This is a genomic window from Kitasatospora sp. NPDC087861, assembly GCF_044742585.1.
Lineage (GTDB): Bacteria > Actinomycetota > Actinomycetes > Streptomycetales > Streptomycetaceae > Kitasatospora.
This window is the reverse complement of record NZ_JBIUUS010000049.1, coordinates 1-13,099: the sequence shown is the minus strand read 5'-3', so window position 1 is coordinate 13,099 and position 13,099 is coordinate 1. Positions and strand designations below refer to the sequence as shown.

General features: G+C 73.2%; 6 protein-coding genes. All 6 read left to right on the top strand.

Annotation, left to right across the window (positions count from 1 at the left end; all coding sequences use genetic code 11):
• The first annotated feature begins 90 nt into the window (after nt 1-90).
• Nucleotides 91-1,086, top strand: coding sequence for a streptomycin biosynthesis protein (locus ACIOJE_RS37095; RefSeq protein ID WP_400782610.1), 996 nt, complete (start codon nt 91-93; stop codon nt 1,084-1,086).
• A 119-nt stretch (nt 1,087-1,205) separates the two neighbouring features.
• Complete coding sequence (locus ACIOJE_RS37090) at nt 1,206-1,895, top strand: FMN-binding negative transcriptional regulator (protein WP_400782608.1); 690 nt, start codon at nt 1,206-1,208, stop codon at nt 1,893-1,895.
• Nucleotides 1,885-3,192 carry a lysine N(6)-hydroxylase/L-ornithine N(5)-oxygenase family protein gene (locus ACIOJE_RS37085; RefSeq protein ID WP_400782606.1) on the top strand — a complete coding sequence of 436 codons (1,308 nt, stop codon included), beginning with the start codon at nt 1,885-1,887 and terminating at the stop codon, nt 3,190-3,192. The genes ACIOJE_RS37090 and ACIOJE_RS37085 overlap by 11 nt, the downstream gene beginning before the upstream one ends.
• Before the next feature lie 57 nt (nt 3,193-3,249).
• Nucleotides 3,250-3,477 (top strand): MbtH family protein, encoded by a 228-nt coding sequence (locus ACIOJE_RS37080; protein ID WP_280684454.1) that lies wholly within the window; start codon nt 3,250-3,252, stop codon nt 3,475-3,477.
• 36 nt (nt 3,478-3,513) lie between these two features.
• Nucleotides 3,514-4,353 carry a dimethylargininase gene (ddaH, locus tag ACIOJE_RS37075; RefSeq protein WP_280684455.1) on the top strand — a complete coding sequence of 280 codons (840 nt, stop codon included), beginning with the start codon at nt 3,514-3,516 and terminating at the stop codon, nt 4,351-4,353.
• Between the two features lie 371 nt (nt 4,354-4,724).
• Nucleotides 4,725-13,099: amino acid adenylation domain-containing protein (locus ACIOJE_RS37070; protein WP_400782603.1), on the top strand; the 8,375-nt coding region annotated here is incomplete at its 3' end.

Here is a 13,099-nt window from a genome sequence, read left to right as displayed (position 1 = left end):
CAGACGCCCTGCCTGCGCATTCCAGTCCTCGGAATTCCTTTTGTCTCGCCTGTTGATGCGGAGCTCAGTACGGGGAGGAACGGACACCTCATGAAGGTCACCGACGTCACACCGCTCAGGACGGCCCTGCCCACCGCGGGCGGCACGGGGCGCGAGCGGGCGCGGGTTCCGCTGGACCTGCTGCAGCCCTCCCACTCGCCCCGCGTCAACGGCGAGAGCGACGAACACGCCCGGGTCCTGGCCCAGTTGGACACCGGGCTGCCGCCGATCCTGGTTCAGCGCAGCACCATGCGGGTGATCGACGGCATGCACCGGCTGCGCGCCGCGCAGCTGCGCGGGGACGACGGCATCGAGGTCGAGTTCTTCGACGGCGAGGAGGCCGACGCCTTCGTCCTCGCAGTCCGGCTGAACATCGCCCACGGCCTGCCGCTGACCCAGGCCGACCGCAACGCCGCGGCCGACCGCATCCTGGCGGCCTTCCCGTACTGGTCCGACCGCCGGGTCGCCGCCAGCACCGGCCTTGCGGCCGGCACCGTCGCGGCGCTGCGGCGCCGTTCGACCGACCAGGACGGACAGTTGAACGTCCGGGTGGGCCGGGACGGACGGGCCAGGCCGCTGCACGCGGCGGAGGGGCGTCGGCGGGCGGCCGAGCTGATCGCCGCCCACCCCGAGGCCTCGCTGCGGGAGATCGCCGAGTCGGCCGGTATTGCCCCGGCCACCGCCAAGGACGTCCGGGACCGGATGCGCGCCGGGCAGGACCCGGTGGCCCCCCGCGGCCGCCTTGGCGCGGCCGGGACCGAGCCCCGCGGGTGCACCGTGCCTGCACGCCAGGCCGACCCGGTCCGGCCCGCGCAGCCGCGCCGACTGGTGCTGTCGAGTCTGGGCAAGGACCCCTCGCTGCGCACCGAGGCGGGCCGCAGGCTGCTGCGGATGCTCAGCGACCACCACATCGGCGACGACGACGACTGGCACCGGATGGCCCAGGGGGTCCCGGGCCACCAGGTGGAGCTGCTGGCGCAGGCCGCGCGCCGCTGCGCCGACCACTGGCTGCGCCTGGCCGCCGAGTTGGAGACGCGCCGCCCGTGACCCGGCGTCACCTGGCCGCCGTCACCGGTGGTCGGTGACCCGGCGGCCGCGACCCGGGCCGGCGGTGCCATCGGCCGCCTCCCGAACACCGAACACCGAACGCAGACAAGGAGACCCGTATGTTCGTCCCCGAGTGCTATCGCGAGCCGGACGGCTCGTGGATGGCCGAGCTGGTGCGCCGCAACCCGTTGGCGCAACTGGTGACCAACGGCCCGGCCGCCGACGGACCCCGCGTGACCCACCTGCCGGTGATCCGCGACCCGGCGATGACCGGCGACTGGCCGCCGGACCTGAGCGGAGGCCTTCTGGTCGGGCACATGAACCGGGCCAACCCGCACTGGGCGGCGCTGGAGTCCGGCACGACGGCGCTGCTCACCTTCACCGGCCCGCACGCCTATGTCTCACCGACCCTGTACGGGGTGACGCCGGCCTCGCCGACCTGGAACTTCACCGCCGTGCACGTGCGCGGCGTGCTCCGCAAGATCGCGACGATCGAGGAGACGCTGGAGGTGGTGAAGGCCACCGTGCGCGCCTTCGAGCGGGACTTCGGCTCCGAGCTCGGCGTCGAGTGGGACATGACCGGATCGCTCGACTACTTCCGCAGCATCGTGCCGGCGGTGGGCGCTTTCCGGTTCGAGGTGACCGGCGCCGACGGCATGTTCAAACTCAGTCAGGAAAAGGAGCCTGAAATCCGCGACCGTGTGCGACAGTGTTTCGCGCAGCGGGATTCCGGAAGACACCGAGAAGCGGCCGCTCTCATGGGCCGGTTGATGCAAACATCACCTGCGGGAGACGTCAGTGGAAACTGAACGGGAAATACTCGACATCGTCGGCGTGGGATTCGGCCCGTCGAATCTTTCGCTCGCCGTCGCGCTGGAGGAGCACGAAAGCGCGCGGTGCGGCGAACCGGTCGCGTTCGCATTCTTCGAGCGGCAGCCGAGACTCGGCTGGCACCGCAACATGCTGTTGCCGTCGGCGAAGATGCAGATCTCCTTCCTGAAGGACCTCGCGACCTTCCGTAACCCGGCCTCGCGGTACAGCTTCATCTCGTACCTGCACGAGCGGGGTCGGCTCCCGCAGTTCGTCAACAACCAGGACTTCTTCCCGACCCGGCTGGAGTTCCACGACTACCTGGAGTGGGCCGAGGCGGGCTTCGCGGACCGGGTGACCTACAACGTCGAGGTGACGGGGATCCGCCGCCCCGCCGGGGCGGGCCCCGGCCCGCTGGAGAGCGTCGAGGTCGTGGTGCGGGACACCCGGGGGGAGACCAGCGCCGTCCGGACCCGCAACGTCGTCGTCTCCACCGGCCTGGTCCCGAGGATGCCCATCGGCATCGGCCGGGACGACCGGGTCTGGCACAGCTCCGAGTTCCTGGAGCGGTTCCGGGCGATGGACCCGCGCCGACTGCGCCGGATCGCCGTCGTCGGCGCCGGACAGAGCGCGGCGGAGATCGTCCGGCACGTCTACGACGAGCTGCCGCACGCCGAGGTCTCGGCGATCCTGCCGTCCTACGGCTACTCGATCGCCGACGACACCCCCTTCGCCAACCAGGTGTTCGACCCGGCGGCGACCGACGAGTACTACTTCGGCTCCGACCGGTCCCGGGAGGCGTTCTGGCGGTACCACCGGAACACCAACTACTCGGTGGTGGACGACGAGGTCATCCGCGCGCTGTTCCAGCGGGCGTACGACGACGAGGTGGCGGGCGCCGCGCGGCTGCGCTTCGTCAACCTCGCCCGGGCCGAGCAGGTCAAGCGGATCGGCGACGAGGTCCGGATCAGCGTCCACTCGCTCGCCACCGAGCAGGTGTCCGACCTGGACGTCGACCTCCTGGTCTGCGCGACCGGCTACGACGTCATGGACCCGGCCGGCCTGCTCGGCGACCTGGACGTCCACTGCCTGCGTGACGCCGAGGGCCGGCACCGCGTCGAGCGCGACTACCGGCTGGTCACCTCGCCCGAACTGCGGTGCGGCATCTACCTCCAGGGCGGCACCGAGCACACGCACGGGCTCGCGTCCTCCCTGCTGTCCAACATCGCCGTGCGCAGCGGCGAGATCGCCGACTCCCTCGTCGGCCGTCGTACCAGCCCGCAGACGGTGTCCTGACCCGTCCGCGGGGTCGATCGCAACACATCCCGAGAACATCCCGAGAGTGGAGGAACGATGAGCACGAACCCGTTCGACGCCGAGGACGGCAGGTTCTACGTCCTGGTGAACGGCGAGGAGCAGTACTCCCTGTGGCCGGCCTTCGCCGAGGTGCCGGCCGGCTGGCGGGTCGTCTTCGGTGAGGACGCGCGCGCCGCCTGCCTGGCGTACATCGAGCAGAACTGGACCGACATGCGTCCGAAGAGCCTGCGCGACGCGATGGCCGCGCAGGCCGTCGGCGCCTGAACCGCCCCCACCCGAGACGACCGGACCGGAGTTACCATGACGATTCGTCGGACCCCCGGCGGTGTGCCGGGACGCACCGCCCGTCCGCGCCGCTACCTGATGTGCCGCCCCGAGTACTTCGAGGTCAGCTACGCCATCAACGCCTGGATGGACCCGACCAAGCCGGTGGACACGGCCCGGGCCGTGATGCAGTGGGAGCGCCTGCACGACCTCTACCTGTCGCTCGGGCACCAGGTGGACCTGATCGACCCGCTGCCCGGCCTGCCCGACATGGTGTACGCCGCCAACGGCGCCACCGTGGTGGACGGCAAGGTGCTCGGCGCCCGCTTCCGCAACGTCGAGCGGGCCGCTGAGGGCCCCGCCTACCAGGAGTGGTTCCGCGCCAACGGGTTCACCGAGGTGCTCGACCCGGAGTTCGTCAACGAGGGCGAGGGCGACTTCCTCGTCACCACGAACTTCGTCCTGGCCGGCTGGGGTTTCCGCAGCACCCCCGAAGGACACCTGGAGGCCCAGGAGTTCTTCGGCAAGCCGGTCATCGGCCTGCGGCTCACCGACCCCCGCTACTACCACCTGGACACCGCGCTCGCGGTGCTGGACGGGGACGAGGTCATGTACCACCCGGCGGCGTTCTCGGCCGGAAGCCGGGCCGTCCTGGAGCAGCTCTTCCCGGACGCGCTCCTGGTCGGCGAGCAGGACGCCGGGGCGTTCGGCCTGAACGCGGTCAGCGACGGGCGCCACGTGGTCATCCCGGAGGCCGCGCAGACGCTGGCCGAGCAGCTCCGCGGGCGCGGGTTCGAGCCGATCGGCATGGACCTGTCCGAACTTCTCAAGGGTGGCGGCAGCGTGAAGTGCTGCACGCTCGAGATACGCGCCTGACCCGCCGCCGGGAACGGCAGGCACGGTGCCCCACGGAGCGCCGTGCCTGCCGTTTTTTCGTGCCGCTGTGCCTTTCGCCGGCTATGCCGCTGCTCATGCCGATTTTCGGCTCGCTGTTTGCAGCGCTCCTCGTGCTGTTCCGGATCGGCATCGTTCAACTGCGCAGTTCCGGGTCGGCCGACAACGATTAGAATGAATGCGCGATCACACCAGTCCGTAATTGTGGGTCACGAGTCCGGCACCTGCTCCCATCGAATTCATCTGCGAAGAATGGTCGAGCGCCGGCTCACGAGGGGTTGGGGAAGGTTTCTGCCATGCATGGAAACGCGCGTCCTGAATTTCCACTGACGGCGTCGCAACGGGGTCTGTGGATGCTTCAGCAGATCGACCCGGGGAATCCGGTGCTCGGGACGGCCGAATACGTGGACATCTGCGGACCGGTCGACCACGCGCTGTTCCGCCGGGCGGTGGCCCAGGTGGTCGCCGAGGCCGAGACGATGCGTTCGCGGATCGGTGTGCGCGGCGAGGACGTCGTCCAGTACGTCCTGGACGAGGACGCGCCGGACGTTCCCTTCGCCGACCTCAGCGGCGAGCGCGACCCGTGGGCCGCGGCGCACACCCGGATGCGCGAGGCCATGGCCGAGGTCATCGACCCGACCGGCGGGCAGTCGTTCACCATCGACCTGTGGAAGCTGGCGGAGGACCGCTTCGTCGCCTTCTACCGCTTCCACCACGTCGCCAACGACGCCTGGGGCATCTGGTTGGTGATCCGGCGCATCGCCGAGGTCTACACCCGGTTGGCGACCGGTCAGGAGACCGGCGCGAGCCCCTTCGCCCCGCTGCACGTGCTGCGGGACGCCGAGGAGGCCTACCGGAACTCCGAACGGTACGCCGAGGACCGGGAGTTCTGGACGGACTACCTGGCCGACCTGCCCGAACCGCCCCGGCTCACCCGCACCAGCCGGCTGCCCGACCTGCCCCGGCGGGTGCTGCGGCACTCCGGCGAACTGGGCCGGGACACCGTGCACCGGGTCGTCGAACTGGCCCGTCAGCAGGGCGTCCTGGAGGCGACCGTGGTCATCGCGGCCGCCGCGGCGTACACCCAGCAGGCCACCGGCGCCGACGAGATCGTGCTCGGCCTGGCGGCCGCCGCCCGCTCCGCCCGCGGCACCCGCAAGGTGCCGGGCATGGCCGCCAACGTGACCCCGTTGCGGGTCCGCCTCGACGCCGGCATCAGCGTGGCCGGTCTGCTCGACCGCGTCGCCGAGCAGACGCTGCTGACGCTGCGCCACCAGCACTACCGGTACGAGGACATGAGCCGCGACCTGAACGTGGTCGGCACCGGCCAGCGGCTCGTCGGCCCCGGCGTGAACGTGATGAACTTCGACTACACGCTGCGGTTCGGCGAGGCCGAGGCGGTCGGCCATGTGCTGTCCACCGGCCCCACCCAGGACCTCGGCTTCCTGGTCATGGACCGCAAGGACGGCCGCGGTTGGCGGCTGGAGGTCGAGGCCAACGCCGACCTCTACGACGAGGGCGACCTCGCCGAGCACGCCGCCCGGATGGAGCGGCTGATCGACGCCCTGGCCGGCGCCGACCCCGACCTGCCGGTCAGCCGCCTGGACGTGCTCGCCCCGGGCGAGCGCACTCGGCTGGCGCAGTGGAACGACGCCGGCGCCCCGGTCCCGCCCGCCACCTTCCCCGCCCTGTTCGCCGCGCAGGCCGCCCGCACCCCGGACGCGGTCGCGCTGGTCGAGGGCGGAACCAGCCTGACCTACCGCGAACTCGACGAGCGGACGAACCAGTTGGCGCACTGGATGCGTGACCGGGGAGTCGGCGCCGAGGACGTCGTGGCCCTGATCCTGCCCCGCTCAGCCCGGATGGTCACCGCGCTGCTGGCCACCCTGAAGGCGGGCGGCGCCTACCTGCCGGTCGACCGCGGCGCCCCGGCCGAGCGGATCGCCCGCATGCTCGCCGACACGGCCCCCCGGCTCGTCCTGGACGAGGAGGCGCTCACCGCCGCCCTCGCCGCCGGCGCCGATCGGCCGCGCACCGCGCCCGAGCCCGGCACCGTCCCGGCCAACACCGCGTACGTCATCTACACCTCGGGCTCCACCGGGCTTCCCAAGGGCGTGGCGGTCACCCACGCAGGCCTGGCCGACATGGTCGCGGGGCAGCACGAGCACTTCCCCGTGGGGCCGGGCGACCGGGTGGCCCAGCTGTCCTCGCCGAGCTTCGACATCTCCGTCTGGGAGATCCTGATGGCGTTCACCACGGGCGCCACCCTCGTCGTGCCGGGCCCCGAGGCGCTGGCCGGACAGGTCCTCGCCGACTTCCTGACCGGGCAGCGCATCTCCCTCGCGGTCATCGTCCCCGCCGTCCTGGCCAGCGTGCCCGAACTGCCCGAGGGCGTCCTGCCCCACCTGCTCGTCGGCGCCGAGGCCGTGCCGCCGCAGCTGATCGACCGCTGGGCTCCCACCCGGCGGATCCTCAACGGCTACGGTCCGACCGAGACCACCGTGTGCGCCGCGATGAGCCAACCGCTCGCCGCCGGCGCGCCGGTCACCATCGGCCGCCCGGCCCCGGGCACCCGCGCGCACGTCCTGGACAACTGGCTGCGCCCGGTGCCGCCGGAGGCGGTGGGCGAGCTGTACGTGGCCGGCGCCGGACTGGCCCGCGGCTACCTGGGGCGCACCGCGCTGACCGGCGAGCGCTTCGTGGCCTGCCCGTTCGGGACCGGCGAGCGGATGTACCGCACCGGTGACCTGGTGCGCTGGGACGCCGACGGTTGCCTGCGGTACGTGGGCCGGGTCGACGACCAGGTCAAGCTGCGCGGCTTCCGGATCGAGCTGGGAGAGGTCGAGGCGGCCCTGCGCGCCCAGCCGGGCGTCGAGCAGGCCGTCGCCGTGGTCCGTACCGACCTCCACGGCACCAAGCGCCTGGTCGGCTACCTGGTCGGCGGGGCCGACCCCGAGACGGTCCGGCGCTCGCTCGCCGAGCGGCTGCCGGAGTACATGGTGCCCAGCGCCGTGGTGGCGCTGGCGGCGCTGCCCCTGACCCGCAACGGCAAGGTGGACCGGGCCGCGCTGCCGGAGCCCGCGGCCCCCGCGGGCGGCTCCTCGCGCGCGCCGCGCACCCCCGCCGAGGCACTGCTGTGCCGGATCTACGCCGACCTGCTCGGCCGGGAGCAGGTCACCGCCGAGGACTCGCTGTTCGACCTCGGCGGCGACTCGATCGTGGCGATCCAGCTGGTCTCCCGGGCCCGCGCCGAGGGCCTGGAGCTCACCCCCGGCGACGTGTTCCGCTGCCGGACCCCCGAGGCACTGGCCCTGCGCGCCGCCGAGAACGGGCCGGCCGGCGTGGCGCAGTCCGGGCCGACGGCGGAGGCGACCGGCGAGGTCCCGCTGACCCCGCTGATGCGGCGGTTCGCCGAACTCGGCGGCCCGCTCGACGGCTTCCACCAGTCCATGGGCGCTGCGGTGCCCGCAGGCCTGACCGAGCCCCAGGTCCTGGCCGCCGTGCAGGCCCTGCTCGACCACCACGACGTGCTGCGGATGCGCCGGGGGCCGGCCGACGACGGGAGCTGGACGCTGACCGTCCCGCCGGCCGGGGCGACCCGCGCCGAACAGGTGCTGCGCCGGATCGAGGCCGCGGGCGACCCGGCCGAGCGGGTGACCGAGGACGTCCGCGCCGCGCAGCACCGGCTGGCCCCCACCGAGGGCGTGATGGTGCAGGCGCTGTGGTACGACGCGGGCACGGCCGCCGACGGCACGCTGCTGTTCCTGGTCAACCACCTCGCGGTGGACGGCGTCTCCTGGCGGATCCTGCTACCCGACCTGACGGCCGCGCTGGAGGCGACCGCCGCCGGACGGCCGGTCGTCCTGCCCCCGGTGCCGGTGTCCTTCCGCGGCTGGGCCCTCGGGCTCGCGGAGCAGGCCCGGGCGCGCGCGGCCGAGGCCGAGCTGTGGCAGCGCATGCTTGCGGGGCCCGACCCACTGCTCGGTGACCGGGCCCTGGACCCGGCCCGCGACACCGTCGCCACCGCCGGGCGGATCGAACTGAGGCTGCCCGCCGAGGTCACCGCCCCCCTGCTGACCAGCGTGCCCGCCGCCTTCCACGGCGAGGTCGGCGACGTCCTGCCGGCCGCGCTCGCCCTCGCCGTACGGCGGTGGCGCGGCACCGGTGGGCCGGTGACCGTCGACCTGGAGCGCCACGGCCGCGAGGACGCCTTCGGCCTCGACCTGTCCCGGACGGTCGGCTGGTTCACCGCCGTCCACCCCGTCCGGCTCGACCCCGGCGACGGCGACGCCGTCGACGCGGTCCGACGGGTCAAGGAGCAGCTGCGCGCCGTCCCCGACAAGGGCATCGGGTACGGCCTGCTGCGCCACCTCGACCCCGACGCCGGAGCCCGGCTCGCCGCGGCCGGCCCGGAACCACAGATCGGGTTCAACTACCTGGGCCGGATCCGCGCCGAGCGCGGCACCGGAGTGCTCGGCCGCTCCGCCGCCTTCGGCGCCGGAGCCGACCCGGAGCTGCCGCTGGCCCACGTCGTCGAGGTGAACGCCCAGGCCGAGGACACCCCGGACGGGCCGGTGCTGACCGCCGCCTGGTCCTGGGCGGGCGAACTGCTCGACGAGGACCGGGTCCGCGCCCTGGCCGAGGCCTGGTTCGCCGCCCTCACCGAGCTGGTCCGGCTCGCCGAGGCCGGACAGGTCGGCGGGCACAGCCCCTCCGACTTCCCGCTGGTCTCCGTCACCCAGCCCGAGATCGCGGCACTGGAGGACGAGCTCGGCCGGGACGGGCTGCACGATCTGTTGCCGCTGTCCCCGCTGCAGGAGGGCTTCGCCTTCCACGCCGGCTACGACCGGGGCACCGGCGACGTCTACACCGCCCAGTTCGCCCTCGACCTGAGCGGACCGGTCGACCCCAGCCTGCTGCGGGCCACCCTGCGGGCCCTGCTGGAGCGGCACCCGAACCTCCGGGCGGGCTTCCGCCAGGGCGCCGACGGCACCACCCTGCAGGTGGTCGGCGCCGCCTGCGAGGCACCGTTCACCGAGGCGGACCTGTCCGACCACGCCGATCCCGAGGCGGCCGCGCGCGACCTCGCCGAGGAGGAGCGCGGACGTCCCTTCGCCCTCGACCGGCCGCCGCTGCTCCGCTTCGTCCTGGTGAAGCTCGGTACCGACCGGTACCGGCTGGTCGCCACCAACCACCACATCCTGCTCGACGGCTGGTCCATGCCGCTGCTGCTCGGCGAACTGCTCGCGCTGTACCACGCCGGTGCCGACACCTCGGCGCTGCCGCCGGCCCGTCCGTACCGCGACTACCTGGCCTGGCTGTCCGGCACGGACCGGGTGGCCGCCCGCCAGGCCTGGCAGACCGCCCTGGCCGGGGTCGAGGAGCCGACCCTGGTCGCCCCGGACCACCGGCAGGCCCGGGCCCAGGAGCCGCACCGGATCACCGCGCGGCTCACCGAGGAACAGGGCCGCGCCCTCGCCGAGGCCACCCGCGAGCTCGGCGTGACCGTCAACACCCTCGTCCAGGCACTGTGGGGCGTCCTGATCGGCAGCCTGACCGGCCGCTCCGACGTCACCTTCGGCACCGTGGTCTCCGGCCGCCCCGCCGAACTGCCCGACGTGGAGTCCATGATCGGCCTGTTCATCAACACGTTGCCGGTCCGGGTCCGCTTCGAGCCCGGCGACACCTTCGCCGAGCTGCTGAGTCGGCTCCAGGACGAGCAGGCCGCCCTGCTGGCCCACCACCAGCTCGGGCTCACCGAGATCCAGGAACTCGCCGGCGCCGGGCGGCTGTTCGACACACTGACGGTGTACGAGAACTACCCCGGCCTGCCCGTCGTCACCTCGACCGAGCTGACCGGCGCGGGCCTGCGCGGGCGCCTCACCGACATCGCCGACGCCACCCACTACCCCCTGGTCCTCGCCGCCGTCCCCGGCGAGGAGGGCCTGTGGCTGCGCCTGGACTACCAGCCCACCGCCTTCACCGCCGAGGACGCCGACCGGATCCTGGGCTGCTTCCAGCGCCTGCTGGCCGCGGTCGCCGCCGAGCCGCGGTTGCGTCTGGGGCAGGTCGAGGTGCTGTCGGTGCAGGAGCGGCGGCGGGTCCTGGTGGACTGGAACGACACCGCGACGGGTGTGCCGGAGGGGGCGGTCGCGGAGTTGTTCCGCCGTCAGGCGGGTGCGACGCCGGACGCGGTGGCCGTGGTGGGTGAGGAAGGGGTGCTGACGTACGCGGAGTTGGATGCGTGGTCGAACCGGGTGGCGCACTGGCTGATCGGGCGGGGTGTGTCGGCGGAGGTGCCGGTGGCGGTGCTGATGGAGCGTTCGGTCGAGTTGGTGGTGGCGTTGCTGGCGGTCGCCAAGTCCGGCGGGGTGTACGTGCCGTTGAATGCCGCGTGGCCGGGTGAGCGGTTGGAGTGGATCCGCCGGCAGGCGGGTGCGGCGGTGCTGCTGAGCGACGGTGATCTGGTCGGGGCCGAGGGGTGTCCGGAGAGTGATCCGCAGGTCTCGGTGCACCCGGACCAGTTGGCGTACGTGATGTACACCTCCGGTTCCACCGGGGAGCCGAAGGGCGTCGCGGCGCAGCAGAAGGACGTCGTGGCGCTGGCGTCGGACCGGGCCTGGCAGGGCGGTGCGCACGAGCGGGTGCTGCTGCACTCCCCGCACTCCTTCGACGGCTCGACCTACGAGCTGTGGGTTCCGCTGCTGGGCGGTGGCACCGTCGTAGTCGCCCCGCCCGGGGACACCGACGTGGAGCGGCTCGCCGACGTCATGGTGCGTCGCGAGGTGACTGCCGTCTTCCTCACCACGGCCCTGTTCAATCTCCTGGTCGAGGACCACGTGGAGTGCTTCGCCGGGGTGCGTGAGATCCTCACCGGCGGCGAGAAGGTCAACCCCGGGGCCATGCGCCGGATCGCCGAGCGGCAGCCGGACACCTCCGTGGTGCACGTCTACGGCCCGACCGAGACCACCACCTACTGCACCGGCCACCCGGTCGGACCGGTCGCCGCCGACCACCCCGAGGTGCCCATCGGGCGAGCCCTGGACAACATGCGGGCCTTCGTCCTGGACGCCGCGCTGCGCCCGGTCCCGGTCGGCGTGGACGGCGAGCTGTACATCGCGGGCACCGGACTGGCCCGCGGCTACCTGAACCGGCCCGCCCTGACCGGCGAGCGCTTCGTGGCCTGCCCGTTCGGCGCCGGCGAGCGGATGTACCGCACCGGTGACCTGGTGCGCTGGAACACCGACGGCCGCATCGTGTACGTGGGCCGGGTCGACGACCAGGTCAAGCTGCGCGGCTTCCGGATCGAGCCCAGCGAGGTGCAGGCGGCCCTGGCGGCCCACCCCGAGGTCGCCCAGGTCTTCGTGACCGCCCGCGAAGGGCGTGTCCCGGGAGCCGGCAAGCAACTGGTCGCCTACGTCGTCCCCGCGCCCGGCAGCCGGATCGGCCCCGGCGCGCTGCGCGAGCACGCGGCACGGGGCCTGCCCGAGTACATGGTGCCCGCGGCCTTCGTCCTCCTGGACGCGCTGCCGCTGAACCCGAACGGCAAGGTGGACCGCCGGGCGCTGCCCGAGCCGGAGTTCGCCGCCGGTTCGCAGCGGGCGCCGCGAAGCCCGCAGGAGGAGGTGCTGTGCGGGCTGTTCGCGGAGGTGCTCGGCCTGGAGCGGGTCGGCATCGACGACGGTTTCTTCGACTTCGGCGGGCACTCGCTGCTCGCCACCCGGCTGGTCAGCCGGATCCGCGCCGTCCTCGGCGTCGAACTGCCCATCCGCACGCTGTTCGAGGCCCCGACACCGGCCGCACTCGCCGCCGGGCTGGGCACGGGAGCCCGGGCCCGCACCGCGCTGGTACGTGCCGCCGGGCGCCCTGAGCGCCTGCCGCTGTCCTTCGCCCAGCGCCGGATGTGGTTCCTGCACCGGCTGGAGGGCCCCACGGCCACCTACAACATCGCGGGCCGGCTCCAGCTCTCCGGTGAACTGGACACCGAGGCGCTGGCCGAGGCCGTGCGCGACGTGGTGGGGCGGCACGAGGCGCTGCGCACCCTGCTCGCCGAGGACACGGACGGGGTGCCGTACCAGCGGATCCTGCCGACCGGGGAGGCCGAGGTCACCGTCCTGCGGCAGGAGGCCGTGGACGTCGCGGCCGCGGTCGCCGAGGCGGCCGGCCACTGCTTCGACCTGTGCGCCGAACTCCCTCTGCGCACCACGCTGTTGACCTCCGCCCCGGACGAGCACGTGCTGGTCCTGGTGCTGCACCACATCGCCGGGGACGGCGAGTCGCTGGCCCCGCTGGCCCGGGACCTGGTCACCGCCTACACGGCGCGCCGGGCGGGCCGGGCCCCCGCGTGGGAGGAGCTGCCGGTCCAGTACGCCGACTACACGCTGTGGCAGCGCGAGCTGCTCGGCGACGAGGACGACCCGGAGAGCCTGCTCGCCACCCAGTCCACCTACTGGCGGGAGCAACTCGCCGGTGTGCCGCAGCCGCTGACCCTGCCCACCGACCGGCCGCGGCCGGTCCGGGCCGACCACCGCGGCGACACGGTGGAGTTCGTCCTGGAGCCGGAGTTGCTGGCCGGTGTGGAGGCGCTGGCGCGGGGGCGGGGTGCGACGGTGTCGATGGTGCTGCAGGCGGGGCTTGCGGTGCTGTTGCGGCAGTTGGGTGCGGGGGAGGACGTCGCGATCGGTTCGCCGATCGCGGGGCGTACGGACGAGGCGTTGGCGGATCTGGT

What these genes read in the sequence shown, in the direction of transcription:
- ddaH (WP_280684455.1), top strand. Translation starts at nt 3,514, where the DNA reads ATGACGATTCGTCGGACCCCCGGCGGTGTGCCGGGACGCACCGCCCGT.
- ACIOJE_RS37095 (WP_400782610.1), top strand. Translation starts at nt 91, where the DNA reads ATGAAGGTCACCGACGTCACACCGCTCAGGACGGCCCTGCCCACCGCG.
- ACIOJE_RS37080 (WP_280684454.1), top strand. Translation starts at nt 3,250, where the DNA reads ATGAGCACGAACCCGTTCGACGCCGAGGACGGCAGGTTCTACGTCCTG.
- ACIOJE_RS37090 (WP_400782608.1), top strand. Translation starts at nt 1,206, where the DNA reads ATGTTCGTCCCCGAGTGCTATCGCGAGCCGGACGGCTCGTGGATGGCC.